The organism is Microbispora sp. NBC_01389 (assembly GCF_045040095.1).
In the GTDB taxonomy this organism is placed as follows: Bacteria; Actinomycetota; Actinomycetes; order Streptosporangiales; family Streptosporangiaceae; genus Microbispora.
Window position 1 is genome coordinate 72250 of record NZ_CP109552.1, and the last position, 16095, is coordinate 88344.

The 16095-nt window shown below is 72.2% G+C and carries 13 protein-coding genes; 4 read left to right on the forward strand and 9 right to left on the reverse strand.

Annotation, left to right across the window (positions count from 1 at the left end):
* The first annotated feature begins 301 nt into the window (after positions 1 to 301).
* The 4 genes from OG344_RS00420 (at position 302) to OG344_RS00435 (ending at position 3825) form a co-directional block, all read left to right on the forward strand.
* Positions 302 to 562, forward strand: a complete 261-nt coding sequence (locus tag OG344_RS00420) for a hypothetical protein (protein WP_327047163.1) — start codon at positions 302 to 304, stop codon at positions 560 to 562.
* Between the two features lie 247 nt (positions 563 to 809).
* Positions 810 to 1826, forward strand: coding sequence for a mechanosensitive ion channel family protein (locus tag OG344_RS00425; RefSeq protein WP_405086457.1), 1017 nt, complete (start codon positions 810 to 812; stop codon positions 1824 to 1826).
* 34 nt (positions 1827 to 1860) lie between these two features.
* The gene (locus tag OG344_RS00430) at positions 1861 to 2244 is read left to right on the forward strand and encodes a globin (RefSeq protein WP_405086458.1); all 384 of its coding nucleotides are present in this window, start codon (positions 1861 to 1863) and stop codon (positions 2242 to 2244) included.
* 30 nt (positions 2245 to 2274) lie between these two features.
* Positions 2275 to 3825 (forward strand): glycoside hydrolase family 13 protein, encoded by a 1551-nt coding sequence (locus OG344_RS00435; RefSeq protein ID WP_327047166.1) that lies wholly within the window; start codon positions 2275 to 2277, stop codon positions 3823 to 3825.
* Positions 3826 to 3926: 101 nt separating this feature from the next.
* Here the strand turns inward: OG344_RS00435 and OG344_RS00440 are convergent, their stop codons facing one another.
* From OG344_RS00440 to OG344_RS00480, 9 genes are all read right to left on the reverse strand, one after another.
* Entirely contained in the window at positions 3927 to 4358 is a 432-nt protein-coding gene (locus OG344_RS00440; RefSeq protein WP_405086460.1) for an acyl-CoA thioesterase, read from the reverse strand.
* A 3-nt stretch (positions 4359 to 4361) separates the two neighbouring features.
* A complete protein-coding gene (ettA, locus tag OG344_RS00445; protein WP_327047168.1) occupies positions 4362 to 6026 on the reverse strand; it encodes an energy-dependent translational throttle protein EttA in 1665 nt (554 codons plus the stop codon).
* A 10-nt stretch (positions 6027 to 6036) separates the two neighbouring features.
* Complete coding sequence (locus OG344_RS00450; protein ID WP_405086461.1) at positions 6037 to 7338, reverse strand: GGDEF domain-containing protein; 1302 nt, start codon at positions 7336 to 7338, stop codon at positions 6037 to 6039.
* Between the two features lie 219 nt (positions 7339 to 7557).
* Positions 7558 to 8187 (reverse strand): single-stranded DNA-binding protein, encoded by a 630-nt coding sequence (locus OG344_RS00455; RefSeq protein ID WP_405086462.1) that lies wholly within the window; start codon positions 8185 to 8187, stop codon positions 7558 to 7560.
* 139 nt (positions 8188 to 8326) lie between these two features.
* On the reverse strand, positions 8327 to 9958 hold the full coding sequence (locus OG344_RS00460; protein ID WP_405086463.1) for a GTPase: 1632 nt from the start codon (positions 9956 to 9958) through the stop codon (positions 8327 to 8329).
* A 49-nt stretch (positions 9959 to 10007) separates the two neighbouring features.
* Positions 10008 to 12089 (reverse strand): AAA family ATPase, encoded by a 2082-nt coding sequence (locus OG344_RS00465; RefSeq protein WP_405086464.1) that lies wholly within the window; start codon positions 12087 to 12089, stop codon positions 10008 to 10010.
* The gene (gene cobA / locus OG344_RS00470; protein WP_327047173.1) at positions 12086 to 13318 is read right to left on the reverse strand and encodes a uroporphyrinogen-III C-methyltransferase; all 1233 of its coding nucleotides are present in this window, start codon (positions 13316 to 13318) and stop codon (positions 12086 to 12088) included. The genes OG344_RS00465 and cobA overlap by 4 nt, the downstream gene beginning before the upstream one ends.
* A 126-nt stretch (positions 13319 to 13444) precedes the next feature.
* Positions 13445 to 14530: a nicotinate-nucleotide--dimethylbenzimidazole phosphoribosyltransferase gene (cobT, locus tag OG344_RS00475; RefSeq protein WP_405086465.1), complete on the reverse strand. Its 1086-nt coding sequence runs from the start codon at positions 14528 to 14530 to the stop codon at positions 13445 to 13447.
* Positions 14531 to 14631: 101 nt separating this feature from the next.
* Positions 14632 to 15879 carry a sirohydrochlorin chelatase gene (locus OG344_RS00480; RefSeq protein ID WP_405086466.1) on the reverse strand — a complete coding sequence of 416 codons (1248 nt, stop codon included), beginning with the start codon at positions 15877 to 15879 and terminating at the stop codon, positions 14632 to 14634.
* Between the last annotated feature and the right edge of the window lie 216 nt (positions 15880 to 16095).

Genomic DNA, 16095 nt, shown 5'->3' on the forward strand with positions numbered 1-16095 from the left:
CGCAGCCGCCTGTTCGACCGATCCCGAATCGGTCACGGAGGGTGACTCAGCCGTCGCACTCCGCCCACACCATAATGATGGAACACCCTTTGCGAGGCCAAGCCCCCAACTTGAACAGATTGCCTAAGGATCGCCTCCCGGTGGGGGGTTTCTTTCCCCCGACTGGGGTTTTCCTGCACCGCTCTTCTTGACCCGGCGTTGACCTGGGCGAGTCAGTGGGCCATGTTGGGCGCACCAGAGTGACCGAGTGAAAACGCAAAGTACACAATCCGCCGGGAACGGAAATGAAGGAGGACTGGCGGTGGGGAACGAGGATTTCCGGCGCCTGGAGCGTCTGGTGGCCGAACTCGACGCGCGGGGCCTGCTCGCGCGAGTCGTGCACACCCCTTCGGGCCGCGCCTACGTGCGGGTCATCAACCCCGCCGCGACGAGCCTCACGGAGAACGTCGTCTGCCGGGCGGCGGACTACTGGTGGTCCTGGGGCGAGCGGATGCACCACGCGGACGACCCCGCCGGAGCGGCGTCGAAGGTCGCCCGCGTGCTCGCCGCTGTGAGCGAGTAGCCGTACCGACCACCGTCCGGTCCCGCCGCGCAGGCGGGCCCGCACGGTCATCGAGGGGATCCCCTCCGGAGAACGGCGCCGGGTGCGCGCCCGCGCCCTGCCATGCCGTCACCGGAGCGTGCCGGCCCGCCCCGCGCGGCGCCGGACGCGTTCCCGTCCCCCGGCGATGTGACGGAGGCCGGATCTGTCGGCAGTATTGACTTCGTTCAACCGCTGCCGTCGATCCGATCCGTGGGGGATCCACCTCGTGTTGCCGTTGTCGCCCGCGACACCCAGCCCAGAGCCGAGCCCGAGCCTGCCCGACCCGGACGCGATCGCGGCCAGCGTGTCGGCGGCGTGCGAGAAGAGCGAGGGCGCCTTCTGCACGGTGCTCAACAGTGTCTTCCCGGACCGGGACTTCCCCGCCTGGGTGCAGCTCGTGGCGGGCATCGTGGACGTGCTCCTGATGATCGTCCTGATCCTGGCCGGGACGCTGATCGTCCGGAACGTGGCGCTCCGGCTGATCACCCGGCTCACCGTGCGGGCGAGCGTCGGCGTGCTGCCGGAGCGGCTGCGCGGCAAGGCGGTGCTGACGAGCGTGGACGCCGCGACGGCGATCATGACCGAGCGTCGCAGGGCGCGCGCCGAGACCATGGGCTCGGTGCTGCGGAGCCTCGCGTCCGTCGTGATCCTGGGCACCGGGGCGCTGATGATCTTCTCGAAGCTCGGGATACCGATCACGCCACTGCTCACCAGCGTCGGGATCATCGGTGTGGCGCTCGGCTTCGGCGCGCAGGAGCTGGTCAAGGACTTCATCGCCGGCATGTTCATGCTCCTGGAGGACCAGTACGGCGTGGGCGACGTGATCGACACCGGAGTGGCCACCGGCACCGTGGAGGCCGTCACGCTCCGCATCACCCGGCTGCGCGACTCCGACGGCAAGGTCTGGTACGTCCGCAACGGCACGATCACCCGGATCGGCAACGAGTCGCAGGGCTGGTCGAGAGCCCTGGTGGACGTGCCCGTTCCGTACGCGGCCGACATCGCGACGGTGCGCGACCTGCTCAAGAACCTCGCCGACGACATGTGGGACGACCCGGAGTACCGCGACCTGGTGATCGTCGAGGAACCGCAGGTCTTCGGGCTGGAGTCGGTGTCCGGCACGTCCGTCATCTTCCGGGTCAGCGTGAAGACCGTGCCGGCCCGGCACCTGGAGGTCGCCCGTGAGCTGCGGCTGCGGGTGAAGAAGGCCTTCGACGAGAAGGGCATCGCCTTCGCCGCCTGAACCTACCGATCGGTAACTGGCTTAGGCTGAAACCGTGACCAGCGAGCAGACCCTGTCCTTCTACGAGGTGGTCGGCGGCGAGGACGCCTTCCGGCGGCTCGTGCACCGGTTCTACGAAGGCGTGGCCGAGGACCCCCTGCTGCGTCCGCTCTACCCCGAGGAGGACCTCACCGGGGCCGAGGAGCGGCTGCGCCTGTTCCTCATCCAGTACTGGGGAGGTCCGAAGACCTACAGCGAGCAGCGCGGCCATCCCCGGCTGCGGATGCGGCACGTGCCGTTCGTGATCGGCGAGGCCGAGCGGGACGCCTGGCTGCGCCACATGGGCGACGCCGTGCGCTCCCTCGAACTGCCGCCGGAGCGGGACAAGCAGCTGTGGGACTACCTCGTCTACGCCGCCCACAGCCTGGTCAACGCATAAGTGACGCGAGCAGCGGGCAGCCCATGTTCCATGGAAAAAACCCCCTGGTGGCGTGATGCCGTCGTCTACGAGATCTACGTCCGCAGCTTCGCCGACGCCTCCGGCGACGGTACGGGCGACCTGGCGGGAATCCGGGACCGCCTGCCGTACCTCGCCGAACTCGGCGTCGACGCGATCTGGCTGACCCCCTTCTATCCCTCCCCCATGGCCGACGGCGGCTACGACGTGGCCGACTACCGCGACGTGGACGCGTTGTTCGGGACGCTGGCCGACTTCGACGACCTGGTCGCCGACGCGCACGCGCACGGCCTGCGGCTGATGGTGGACATCGTGCCCAACCACAGCTCCTCGGCCCACCCGTGGTTCCAGAAGGCGCTGGCGGCCCCCAGAGGCTCGCAGGAGCGCGAGCGGTACATGTTCCGGGAGGGCGGCCCCGAGGGCACCGGCGGCGGCCACGGCGAGCCCAACAACTGGATGTCCACCTTCGGCGGCCCGGCCTGGACACAGGTGCCCGACGGGCAGTGGTACCTCCACCTCTTCGCGCCGGAGCAGCCCGACTTCAACTGGCGCAACCCCGAGGTGCGCGAGGAGTTCCTCGACGTCCTGCGGTTCTGGCTGGACCGCGGCGTGGACGGCTTCCGCATCGACGTGGCGATGGGGCTCATCAAGGCGGAGGGACTGCCCGACACCGATCCGGGGTTCACCGCCAAGTCGCCCATCTGGAGCCGGCCGGAGGTGCACGACGTCTACCGCGACTGGCGGCGGGTGCTCGACTCCTACCCCGGCACCCGCGTCGCCGTCGGCGAGGTCTGGACCGACTCGGCCGAGGACCTCGCGCTGTACGTGCGGCCGGACGAACTGCACCAGAGCTTCAACTTCGCCTGGCTGGAGGCCCCCTGGTCGGCCACGGCGTTCCGCAAGGTCATCGACGACACCCTCGTCGCCGTCGCCTCGCCGACCTGGGTGCTGTCCAACCACGACGTCGTACGGCACGTCACCCGCTATGGGCAGGGGTCGCTCGACCCCGGGGCCGGCCTCGCGCGGGGCCGTGCGGCGCTGCTGTCCATGCTCGCCCTTCCCGGCTCGGCATACCTGTACCAGGGCGAGGAACTCGGGCTTCCCGAGGTGACCGACCTGCCGCCCGAGTCGCGGCAGGACCCGATCTTCGCGCGCTCGAACGGCGAGGTGCCGGGCCGGGACGGCTGCCGGGTGCCGATTCCGTGGTCGGGTGTCGAGCCGCCGTACGGCTTCGGGCCGGGCGGGTCGTGGCTGCCGCAGCCCGCGGACTGGGCCGGCCTCACGGCCGAACGGCAGGCCGCCGACCCGGCGTCGACGCTGTGGTTCTACCGGCAGGCGCTGCGGACGCGGCGTGAACTGCGCGGCACGCTGCCGGACCCGATCACGTGGCTGGACTCGCCCGAGGAGACGCTGTTCTTCCAGCGGGGACGGCTGCTCTGCGTGGTCAACTGCGGCGAGGGCGCGGTCCCGCTGCCGCGGCACGACCAGGTGCTGATCACCAGCAGCCCGCTCGCCGGCACCGACCTTCCGCCCGACACCGCGGCCTGGCTGCTCACCACCTGACCTGAGCGCTCCCCGCTCTCCGATTCCCCGCTACCCCGCCTGTCGCGACCGGCCGACGGTTTCCCGCCGCGGCCGGTCCCGGGCGGGGGCTTGGAAACAGCTCAGGCGGGGACGGAGAACCGGCGGAGGAAGGCGACCTCGTCCTCGCCCAGCCTGCGCGGCCACGCCGCGGCGGAGTCGTAGGCGACCAGGATCGTGCGGGCCTCGGCGTAGAGGGTCGCGTCGTCGCGGATCTCGTACGCCAGGGTGAACCGCGACCTGGAGATCTCGGTCACCCACACCTCGACGTGCACCGGGTCGGGACGGAAGTTCAGCGGCCGCCGGTAGTCGATCTCCTGACGGGCGACCACCAGGTCGAGCCGGTTGCCCTCGCCGTCACGCGGGCGCTCCCACAGCATGGACACCCGCGCGTCTTCGAGGTAGTCGAAGAACCGGACGTTGTTGACGTGGCCGTAGCTGTCGATGTCGGCGAAGCGCACCTTGCGCTCGAAGACGTAACGGTGGGCATGCTCGGCAGGGATCGGCTCGGTCACCGCTCAGTCGCGGGTGAGCTTGCGGTAGGTGACAGCGTGCGGACGGGCCGCCTCCGCGCCCAGGCGCTCGATCTTGTTCTTCTCGTAGTCGGCGTAGTTGCCCTCGAACCAGAACCAGTTCGAGCCCTCCTCCCACGCGAGGATGTGGGTCGCGATCCGGTCGAGGAACCACCGGTCGTGCGAGGTGATCACGGCGCAGCCGGGGAAGTCGAGCAGCGCGTTCTCCAGGCTGGAGAGGGTCTCGGTGTCGAGGTCGTTGGTGGGCTCGTCCAGCAGCAGCACGTTGCCGCCCTGCTTGAGCGTGAGCGCGAGGTTGAGCCGGTTGCGCTCGCCGCCGGACAGGATGCCGGCGAGCTTCTGCTGGTCGGGGCCCTTGAACCCGAACGCCGCGACATACGCCCGGGAGGGCATCTCGACGTTGCCGACCTTGATGTGGTCGAGCCCGTCGGAGACGACCTGCCAGACGTTCTTCGCGGGGTCGATGCCGCCCCTGCTCTGGTCCACGTACGAGATCTTGACGGTGTCGCCGATGGTGATCGACCCGCTGTCGGGGGTCTCGGCGCCGGTGATCATCCGGAACAGCGTGGTCTTGCCGACGCCGTTGGGGCCGATGATGCCGACGATGCCGTTGCGGGGCAGGTCGAAGGAGAGCTCGTCCATGAGCAGCCGGTCGGCGAAGCCCTTGCTCAGCTTCTCGGACCGGATGACCGTCGTGCCGAGGCGCGGGCCCGGCGGGATCTGGATCTCCTCGAAGTCGAGCTTGCGGTACTTGTCGGCCTCGGCGGCCATCTCCTCGTAGCGCTGGAGACGGGCGCGGCTCTTGGTCTGCCGGGCGCGGGCGTTCGACCGCACCCACTGCAGTTCTTCCTCCAGGCGCCTCCTGCGCTTGACGTCCTTCTGCCCCTCGACCTTCAGACGCGCGGCCTTGGCCTCCAGGTAGGTGGAGTAGTTGCCCTCGTAGGGGAAGCAGCGGCCGCGGTCCAGCTCCAGGATCCAGTTCGCGACGTTGTCCAGGAAGTAGCGGTCGTGGGTGACGGCCAGGACGGTGCCGGGGTACTTCTCCAGGTGCTGCTCCAGCCACTGCACGCTCTCGGCGTCGAGGTGGTTGGTGGGCTCGTCGAGCAGCAGCAGGTCGGGCTGTTCGAGCAGCAGCTTGCACAGCGCGACCCGGCGGCGCTCGCCACCGCTGAGCTGGGTGACGTCGGCGTCGGGCGGCGGGCAGCGCAGCGCGTCCATGGCCTGTTCGAGCTGGCTTTCGAGGTCCCATGCGTTCCGGTGGTCGAGGGCGTCCTGCAGGCGGCCCATCTCCTCCAGCAGCGCGTCGCTGTAGTCGGTGGCCATCTGCTCGGCGATCTCGTTGAACCGGTCGAGCATCGCCTTGGTCTCGGCCACGCCCTCCTCGACGTTGCCGAGCACCGTCTTGGCGTCGTTGAGCGGCGGCTCCTGCTGGAGGATGCCGACCGTGAAGCCGGGCATCAGCCGGGCGTCGCCGTTGGACGGCTGCTCCAGCCCCGCCATCATCTTGAGCAGCGTGGACTTGCCCGTGCCGTTCGGGCCCAGGACGCCGATCTTGGCCCCTGGCAGGAACGACAGCGTGACGTCGTCGAGGACCACTTTGTCGCCGTGCGCCTTGCGCACGCGCTGCAACGTATAGATGTACTCCGGCATGCCTTCAAGCCTAGGGGATCGCACCGGCAGCGCCGTCCGCGCTGCGGGAAGGAGGGGCGAGTGGGGCGGCGGGGAGGCAGATCCTGTCCCTGCCGAGCTCCTTGGCGCGGTAGAGGGCGAGGTCCGCCGCCGCGAGCAGCTCCAGCAGGTCCTCGCCGTGGATGTTCAGGATGGCGAGCCCGGCGGAGACCGTGACCGTGACCGCCGCCTGCTCGGTGGGCACCGCCATACGGCTCACCCGGACGCGCAGACGCTCGGCCACCCGCCGCGCCTCGTGCACGTCGGCGCCCGGGAGCAGCACGACGAACTCCTCGCCGCCGAACCGGCCCACCACGTCGTACTCCCGCAGCTGTGTGCGGAGGGTGGCGGCCACCTCGGCGAGCACCTGGTCTCCGACCAGGTGGCCGTACGTGTCGTTGACCTTCTTGAAATGGTCGATGTCGACCAGCACCAGCGCGAGCGGGTTCCCGGTCCGCTGCGCCCTGACGATCTCGGTGTCCGCCTCCCGCTGCCAGGCGGCCGCGTTCAGCAGGCCGGTCTTCGCGTCCGTCCGGGCCGCCGCCTGGAGCTGCGCGTGCAACAGGCTGCGCTGGAGCAGCACGACGGGCGGCAGCACGAGCAGCAGCAGCGCGAGGTTGATCCCGCAGACGACGGCGACGAGCACGCCGAGGCACAGCTCGACGGCGTCGAGCAGGACACGCTCGCGGTCCCACAGGACCTCGCCCCAGCGGCCCTCGGGATCGGACGCGTGCGCCGCGACCGCGATCAGCGCCGTGTTGAGCACGGTGAACAGCACCGCGCAGGCCGCGGCGGCCAGGATCGGCCTGCCCTGCCCCGAGGACAGCCGCGCCGGCACGGCCACCCAGTGATGGAAGGCGGTCGACGCGGCGCCCGCCGCCAGCCCGATCGCCGCCGCGCTGAACACCCGCCGGTAGAGCACGGTCGCCCGCACCCTGAGCTGGAGCAGGATCTGCATCGGAACGGGCGCCAGCAGGGCGTAGACCGGCGGAAGCAGGAACGCCGCCGGGAGCCACCAGGCCGACAGCAGGTCGCGGGACACGCCGGCGGGCATGCCGAGACGGCGGGTGGCCTCGATGCAGACGGCGCCGCACAGCGTGAGCGCCCCGAACATGGCGAGGTCGCAGGCATGGAAGACGGTCGCCCTGGCCAGCACCGCGACCAGGACGGTGTAGAACGCCAGGATCGCGCAGACATAGGACACGAGGGCGGGCGGCTGGGTCAGCAACGGCCAGCGGCTCCGGGAGCAGATCGCGCCGCGCGGCCTCGACGAGGTCTGACCGGTTGCCGTCATCCCGCCCCCCAACGACGCCAAATCAGCATCTCACGATGTGTAACACAATAGTTGCGGAGTGTGCGACGCGCGACGGGAACCGCTCCCTTGGCGCGGGGCCATCTGCATCCGATGGGCTGCGAGGGCGTCTGTGGCGGTTTGCCCGGGGACTCCAGGCCGGCGGCCTCCCGCGCCCGACGCCTCGCCCCACGCCGCCGGAAACGTCCGTGACCAGCGCGTTCAGGCCGCCAGAACGCGTGGGAGCAGGGAGTCGTCCGTGTCTTCTGTGTCGTCCGTGTCGTCGGCGTGCTCCCCATCGGCGGCGCCGAGGGCACGCCGCGCCGCCGGGGTCGTGCTCCGGCCGCCGACGAGTGCGTCGAAGGCCTCGTCGGCCTCGCCGCCATCGGCGGAACGGGCGCCGTCGGCGGTGCGGCCGGTCAGCTCCCACTCCCTCGTGCCGTCCTCCATCGCCTGGCGGTCGTCGTCGCTGACCGCTCCGGCCGAGTAGGCGCGGACCGGCTTCTCGTAGGTGGTGATGCCCCACCTCAGGTCGTGGCCCACGGAACTCGCCTCGATCTCGGCCCAGAACCGCTGCTCGCCCTCCCGCTCGAACTGCTTGATGCGCAGCTTGCCGTACACCACGACCGGATGGCCCTTGCGGATCGACTGCTGGACGTTGTCGGCCAGGCCCCGGTAGCAGCGGACCACGTAGTAGGTGGTGTCCCTGGTCTGCCAGGTGTTCGTCTGCTGGTCGAGCACGCGCCGGTTGACGGCCATCCGCATCGACGTGACGCGCGAGCCGTCACGGAACCGGTACTGCCGAGGGTCGTCGGTGACGTTCCCGCTCAGCGTGACGTAGATGTCGCTCATGGAAGTGCCTCTCCGGCCCGGACACCCGCCGGGCTCGGATCACACCCTCGCCGGGACGGCCGTTCCCGTACGGGCCGGAAACGCGTTCTGTGGACGGGCGGGCGCCTGTGGACGACCGGCCGCGGGTCAGCCGGCGGGGTCAGCGGCGGGTGGCCGCCATCGCGCCGAAGAAGTCGTTGTAGCGGTTCAGTTCGCGTTCGACCGGCTGGACGACCATGTCCTGCGCGAGGTGGTCCACGCGGCGTCTCATGTCGCGTTCCAGGCGGTCGCGTTCCCTGCCCGCGCCCAGGACCACGAAGTTCCGGCCCGCCATGGCGGAGAAGAGCCCGAGCCCGAGGACGCTGATCATCATCAGCCCCACCCAGGGCAGCAGGGCCACGTCACCGAGGACCTCGGCCGGCGGCCGGCCCGCCTCGAACACGCCGTACGCCAGGATCGCGCCGGCCCAGGCCAGTCCCGCGGCGAACATGACCACCAGGAGGTACTGCCAGATCTTCAGCAGCCACCACCAGCCGGGCACCCGGTCGAGCGGCGGGGCCAACTCCGACAGTTCGGCGCTCAACGCCCCGGGCAGCTCGCCGGACCGGGACCGGGCGGCCTGGCGCACACCGTCGCACCACTGTTCCGGCATGCCGGCGGTGAGCCCGTCGGAGAGCGCCGTCACGGCGTTGTCCACCTCGGCGGGCTGGGCCGTGACCGAGCTGCCGACCAGGCCGCGGATGTCGTCCTTCACGGCCCCGAGGCGCAGGCTCTTGAGCGGATCGGGCCGCACCCGGGAGGCCCACCGCGCGTACGGCCACCCGACCCAGGAGACCGAGCGGACGCTGTAGACGTTCTCCATCGCCTCGCCGAGCGCGGAGACGCCGATCGCGTCGCAGAGGGCGTCGACGAGCGCGGCACGGCGCGCGCCGTCCACCGCCGGCTCGACCCGCAGCATCTCGGGGAGGTCCTTCACCAGCCGCGCCACCAGCCGGTCGAGGTCGGCTTCGAGCCGCTGGTAGGCCGCGCGCCGGGCGGTGACGGACTCGGCCAGGACGGCCTTCAGGCCCTCGACGCCCTCGCCGGTGGTGGCGGAGGTGGTGACCACGCGGGGGCGGGCGACGCCCTCGCGCCGGAGGAGGTCCTCCAGATCGCCCGCGCACTCGCCCCGCTCCTCGGAAGTGAGCCGGTCGGCCTGGTTCAGCACGAAGACCGTCACCGCGTCGTGCCCGGCCAACTCGGCGACGTACCGCCGGTGGACGGAGGCGTCGGCGTACTTCTGCGGGTCGAGCACCCACACGACGAGATCGGCGAGCTGGATGAGCCGATGGGCCTCGGGATCGGTGAGCGCGCGGATCGAGTCGTGGTCGGGCAGGTCCAGCAGGATCAGCCCGTGCAGCTGGCTCTCGCCCCTGTCGAGGGCGCTGGCGCGGGCGAACCGGTGCCGCCACTGGATCTGCAGCCAGTCGAGCAGCGGGCCCGCGCCGTCGATGCCCCACACGCAGGCGTGGGTGCGGGCCGTGGTCGGCCGGCGCGCCCCGGTGGGGGAGAGCTCCAGCCCGGAGATGGCGTTGAACAGGGAGGACTTGCCGCTCCCGGTACCCCCCGCGAGCGCGACGACGGTGTGGTCGGACGACAGCTTGAGCCGGTCACCCGCGCGCAGCAGGAGCTGGGCCACCTCGGTGATCAGCGCCGGGTCGACCCGCCCCTGACCCAACTCGACGATCTTGGCCAGGGCGGCGAGCCTGGACCCAAGCCCGTGCTGCGTTTCGGCGGTGCTGACAGTCGTCATCGATCCCTCACCGTCGGTGCCTGGGGCGTCCCGGGCCGGATGGGCTCCGTCATCGTGCGACCTCAAGGGTGTACGTCGCCTGGTAGAGCCGCGTCGCCGCGGCCTCGTCCGGTATGCCCGCGCTGTCGAGGGCGTCGACGTACCTGAGGGTCTCCTCGTCGAAGAGCAGGCCGATTCTGGCCCGCAGGTCGCTGCGGGCCTTGGCGCTGATGCTGCGCAGCGACTCGGCCCCGAGCAGGCCGCGCAGCAGCCGCTGGGGCAGCGCCCCGGCGGCGGTGGCGGCCTGCGGGTCCGTGGCGCCGTAGCCGAGCAGGCTGATCATGAAGATCAGCGAGAGCGACTCCACGTCGAACGAGACCAGCTTGGCCACCGAGCGCTTGGTCACGCCCTCGGTGCGGATCAGCTCGGTGACGTGCTCCTGCCAGGCGGCGACCGTCCTCGCGGTCCTGCGGGCGATGTCCTCCGGCGGACGGCCGAGCCCCGGAGTGGCGGCGAGCCGGTCGCCCGCGCCCGCGCGCTGCCGCCACCGGGTCACGACCTCCTCGGCGGCCCGCTCGACGGCCGAGGTGACCAGGGCTTCGAGGCCGGTGCGGATCGCGGCCTTCAGCCCGCGGACCCGCTCGGGACCCTGATGCTGCTGGCCCTTGGCGCCGCGGCGCAGCTGCAGCGTGCGCATGAGGTCGCCGGAACCGGCGAAGTCCTGCCACCGCGCGAGCACCTCCCCCCGCAGCAGCGAGCCGTCCCGGGTCGCCTCGTCGATCTCCGTGAGCGCCCCCATGTACGCCGCGTCCACGTCGGAGCGCAGGTCGGCGCGCAGTGCGACCTGGGTCTCCAGGTGCCGGGCGAGCGCGGGCAGGCGGGTGCGGAAGCTGTTGAGCACGCCGTTCAGCGTCGTCCGTACGGCCTCCTCCCGCCGGTCGTCGTCGACGGACAGCCCGGTCAGCCACATCCGCAGCTCGGCGATCTCGATCTCGGGCAGCCGCCCTTCCTGGACGGACGTCTCGTTGATGACGAACCGCTCGACGTCGCCGAGGCCGTACTCCTTCAGCATCCGGCCGAAGTGCTTCATGATGACGTCGCGGGACCGGGCCGGCACCCGGGACAGCACGATGACCAGGCGCGCCCGGCGCTCCTTGGCCCGCCGCAGCAGGCCCCACGACGGCGCGTCGGCGTAGCGGGACGCCGTGGTGACGAACACCCACAGGTCGGCGGCGTCCAGCATGCGGTGCGCGATCTCGTGGTGCTCCTCCACGACCGAGTCGATGTCGGGCGTGTCGAGCAGGGCCACCCCCGCGGGCATCGACGGGCTCGGCACCAGGACGACGCCGCCGGGCGCGGCCTCCGCCGGGGGCTCGTCGAGCCTCTCCAGGCCGCCGAGGAGATCACCCCGCGCGTACCACTCGAGGTCGCCGGGATGGGCGGCGAGCACGGGCGTGCCCGTGGTCGGGCGGCGCACTCCCGTGGCCGTGACCCGGCGTCCCGCGAGCGAGTTGACGATGGTGGACTTGCCCGCCCCCGTGGACCCCGCCACGACGATCAGGGCGGGCGCGGTGCTCAGGTGGACGCGCGGGATGACATAGTCGTCGAGCTGGGCCAGCACGGCCGCCTGCGCCTGGCGCGCGTCCTCCGACCCCGGCACGTCGAGGCCGAAGTGCAGGTCCTTGACAGCCGTGCGAAGCTGGTTGAGCGCATCCGTCAGCGCGGCGGAGACCGGCTCCGGCATCGGGATCTCGCGGACCCGGTCCTCGCCCGGCGCGCCCTCCCCGTCCTCCGGATTCTCGCCGTCTGCCGGGTCCTTCGCGCCGGTCTCGCGGGCGTCTTCCTCCGCGCCGGCGGCGTCTGTCGCTGCCGTCTCTTCGACCGCGTCCGCCGGGTCCGTGTCGTCCGCGGCGCCGTTCTCCGTGTCGTCCTCGGCGTCGGGGCCGGGGATCTCGGACGGGGCGTCGTGGGTCGTGGGCTCCGGGTCGCCGGGCCGCAGGACGGGACCGTCATCGCGGAGCTGGGGAAACGCGACCGTCCGCTCCCCGGGCGACTCGGGTGGCGGATCCCCGGCGCCCGGCTCGTCGGTCACGGTCTCGCCCGGACCCGCACCGGTCCCGTGGTCGGGCGTCTTCCTGGCTGCCGATCTCACGGGACCCGCTCCGCTCGCACCATTTCGATCTCCTGGCCGACCTTGACGACCTCACCGACGATCACGATCGCCGGAGGCCGCACTCCGGCCGCGGTCACCCGTTCCGCCACCGTCGACAAGGTGGCGGTAACGGCTCGCTGGGTCGGAAGAGTACCGTCCTGTACCACCATCACGGGAGTTTCCGGCGAACGTCCGTCTCGAAGCAGCGCCTCGGCGATCTCCTTGATCCTTTCGACCGCCATCAGAAGTATCAGGGTTCCCTCGGATCGCGCCAGGCCGGGCCAGTCGACGGTGGACCTCGGGTCACCGGGCGCGACGTGCACCGAGACGACGCGGAACTCCTGGCTCACACCGCGATGGGTGACCGGCACCCCCGCCGCGCCGGGGACCGCGACCGCGCTGGTGATCCCGGGCACCACGGTCACCGGAATCCCCGCACGGGCGCAGGCGATCATCTCCTCGCCGCCCCGGCCGAAGACGAACGGATCGCCGCCCTTGAGCCGTACGACGAACCTGCCCATCCGGGCGTGCTCGACGAGCAGTTCGTTGATCTTCTCCTGGGACAGCGACCGGCCGTACGGGACCTTGGCGGCGTCGATCAGCTCGACGTCGGGGGAAAGCTCGTCCAGGAGGGCCCGCGGCGCCAGGCGGTCGGCCACCACAACGTCGGCCTGGGCCAGAAGCTGGCGGCCGCGCACCGTGATCAGGCCGGGGTCGCCGGGGCCGCCGCCGACCAGGGCCACCCCGACCGGCCTGGTGCGGTGCCGCCGGGCGTCGACGGTGCCGTCCCTGAGCGCGCCGACGATGGCGTCGCGGATTCCCGCCGCACGCCGGGGGTCGCCGCCCGCGGTGACCGCCACGCCGATCTCGTCCACCCGGCCGTGCGCGGGGGTCCAGGCGGCGGAGGCGTCCTTGTCGTCCGCCCGGACGCACCAGATGCGCTTGGCCTCGGCCTCGGCGGCGACCGCGGTGTTGACCTCGCGGTGGTCGGTGCAGACGTGCACGAGCCACGCGCCGTCGCAGTCGCCGACCTGGTACGGACGCCGTTCCCAGGTCACCCGCCCGGCGGCGATGAGATCGTCCAGCGCGGGGGTCACACCGGGCGAGATCAGGGTGACGGAGGCTCCCGCGTCGAGCAGCGCGGGGATCCGCCTCTGGGCGACGCGTCCGCCGCCGACCACGAGCACACGCCGCCCGTCGAGGCGGAGGCCGAGCAGGTAGGGCGCCATGACCTCAGTCTCCCTGTTGCGTCAAGGGTGCATGGTTAGGAGGCAAACCTACCCGCTGGGCTCCGGCCGCATTCACCGGACGAGACCGGCGGGGCCGCGGGCGGGCCGTCCACCCCTCAATCGCCCTCAATCGCCCTTGTCCGCCACGCCGGCGGAGTCGAAGGTCGCGACCTCGTGCATCACCCGCGCCGCCGCGCTGACAAGAGGGTGGGCGAGCAGGCCGCCGGTGCCCTCCCCGAGGCGGAGCCGCAGATCGACCAGCGGCTCCAGGCCCAGGTGCGTCAGCGCCACCGCGTGCCCCGGCTCCGCCGACCGGTGCCCGGCCAGGCAGTATCCGACGGTGTCCGGGGCGAGCGCGCTCGCGGCCAGGGCCGCGGCTCCGGCGATCACCCCGTCGAGGATCACCGGCACCCGGGCCGCGGCGGCGCCGATCACGAAACCCGCGATCGCCGCGTGCTCCAGCCCGCCGACCGCCGCGAGCACGCGCAGCGCGGCGTCCGGGCCGCCGGGTACGGCCTCCGCCTCGGCGATCCCGTTGACCCGCAGGCCACGCCGGACGATCTCGATCTTGTGCTGGTAGGTGGCGTCGTCCACGCCGGTGCCCCGCCCGGTGACCCCGGCGGCCTCCCTGCCCGTGAAGGCGCAGATCAGGGCGGCCGAGGCGGTGGTGTTCGCGATGCCCATGTCGCCGGTCACCAGGCACCGCGCACCCGCGGCGACGAGATCGCGGGCGACCTCGGCGCCGGCTGTCAGGGCCGCGGTCGCCTGTTCCCGCGTCATCGCCGGGCCCTGGGACAGGTCGGCCGTGCCGTACGCGACCTTGCGGACGAGCAGTCCGTCGGCGGGAGTCAGGTCGGCCGCGACGCCCACGTCCACCACGGTCACCGACGCGCCCACCTGCGCGGCGAAGGCGTTGGCGACCGCTCCCCCGGCGGCGAAGTTGGCCACCATCTGCGCGGTGACCTCCTGCGGCCAGGGGGTCACCCCCTGCGCGTGCACGCCGTGGTCCGCCGCGAAGATCGCCAGGGCGGCCGGGGCGGGGAGCGGCGGCGGGCAGGCGCCCGCGATGCCGGCCAGCCGGACCGCGACGTCCTCCAGGACGCCCAGAGAGCCGCTCGGCTTGGTGAGCCGGTCCTGGTGCGCCCGGGCCTCCGCCATCGGGCCGGGCTCCACCGGCCGGACGGCGCCGAGCGTCTCGCCGAGGGACGTCATGCTCTCTCTCCTCGCTTCGTCGCGGCACCGCCGCGACCGACCACCACGCGGGCTACCGCGCGGGACCACCGCGCGGGACCACCGCGCCGGGCAAGGCCGGGCTACACCGCGCTGGCCACTCCGGGCTGGGTGAGCGGTCCGTCCGGTGAACCGCCGCGGATCTCCGTGACGGCCTTGGCGTGGCCGGTCGCGCCGATCATGGTATCGGTCTCGGGGGCGGCCTCCGTCCTCCCGTCGAACGGCTCGGCGTCAAAAGACTCGGCATCGAACGCCTCGGCGTCGAACGACTCCGTGCCGAACGACTCCGTGCCGAAGACCTCCGCGCCGAACGCCTCCGGGGAGAGCACCTCCGCATCGAACGACTCCGCGTCGAACGACTCCGCGTCGAACGTCTCCACGTCGAGAGCGTCGGCGTCGAGCGTCTCGATCACGGCCACGTCCGGCCTCGCCGTCCCGATCGCGGGCACGGCGACCGGCACCACGACGGACGGACGGCCCGGGGCCGCGGGTGCCCGCGTCACGGCGGGGACCGTGACCGGCGCCGGGGAGTGCCCGGCGCCCGCGAGCGCCTCCTCGTACCGGTCGATGACCACGTCGGCGAGGCCCTCGCAGTCGCCGATCACCTCGGCGCAGCGGATGTCGAGCCCCTCGTGGTTGGCGCCGTAGGCGAGCGCCTGCGCCCAGATGCGTTCGAGGACGGCGCCCGCGAACAGGACGTACGGAAGGACGATCACGCGCTTCGCGCCGAGCCTGCGGCAGCGCTCCAGGCCCCCGGGCACGCCGGGGCGGGTGTGCGAGACGTAGGCGGTCTCCACGGTCAGCAGGTCGGCGGCGTGGGTCTCCCAGAACAGCCGCGAGACCCGGTGGACCTCGGCGTTCACGGCGGGATCGGCGGAGCCGTGCCCGACGAGGACGACCGCGGTCTCGCCCGGCGTGATCTCGGCGGGCGGCTCGTCGGAGACGAACCGGGGCATCTCGGCGCGGGCGTCGGCGAGTCGCTCCGCGAGCAGCCTGAGCACGCGGGGATCGGGCCCGAGCGGACGGCCGAGGTCGTACTCCAGCGTCGGATGCCGTTCCTGTTCGAGGGCCATGGTGCCGGGGATGTCCCCGAGCGCGCGCCGGTCGCCGGTCAGGCTGAGCGGCAGGGCCACCAGGTGGTGGTGGCCCCGGGCCACCAGGGAGGCGATGGACTGGCCGAGCGGGGGGCGGGCGTTCGTGATGAAGCCGCCGCTCACCTCGGCGGGAAGCCCGTCGAGGCGGCAGCGGAGGCGGTGGACGAACCTGCCGAACTCGGCCACGCCGGTCTCATCGTGGGTGCCATGGCCGATGAGCAGCAGCGGCGGTTTCATCTAATCGATCTCCCCTGCGTTGACCTGCGTGTCGTTCACGATCCCCCGCTCTCCCCGATTCCCCGCCCCCACCACGGCGCCCGCGCTCACCGGTCGCGCCGGGCGTGCCGTGGGCGGGGTGCCGGGCACGCGTGACGGCGGGCGCTTCCTCGTCGTATGGAGTCGCTCGTTCTCGCCTCCGCTCAGTGCCGGTCCGCTCACTGCCGGTCCGCTCCG

Excerpts from the sequence above, each read along its gene's own strand:
- cobT (WP_405086465.1), bottom strand. The coding sequence starts at position 14,530 with ATGACGTCCCTCGGCGAGACGCTCGGCGCCGTCCGGCCGGTGGAGCCC.
- cobA (WP_327047173.1), bottom strand. The coding sequence starts at position 13,318 with ATGGCGCCCTACCTGCTCGGCCTCCGCCTCGACGGGCGGCGTGTGCTC.
- OG344_RS00480 (WP_405086466.1), bottom strand. The coding sequence starts at position 15,879 with ATGAAACCGCCGCTGCTGCTCATCGGCCATGGCACCCACGATGAGACC.
- ettA (WP_327047168.1), bottom strand. The coding sequence starts at position 6,026 with ATGCCGGAGTACATCTATACGTTGCAGCGCGTGCGCAAGGCGCACGGC.
- OG344_RS00455 (WP_405086462.1), bottom strand. The coding sequence starts at position 8,187 with ATGAGCGACATCTACGTCACGCTGAGCGGGAACGTCACCGACGACCCT.
- OG344_RS00435 (WP_327047166.1), top strand. The coding sequence starts at position 2,275 with ATGGAAAAAACCCCCTGGTGGCGTGATGCCGTCGTCTACGAGATCTAC.
- OG344_RS00460 (WP_405086463.1), bottom strand. The coding sequence starts at position 9,958 with ATGACGACTGTCAGCACCGCCGAAACGCAGCACGGGCTTGGGTCCAGG.
- OG344_RS00450 (WP_405086461.1), bottom strand. The coding sequence starts at position 7,338 with ATGACGGCAACCGGTCAGACCTCGTCGAGGCCGCGCGGCGCGATCTGC.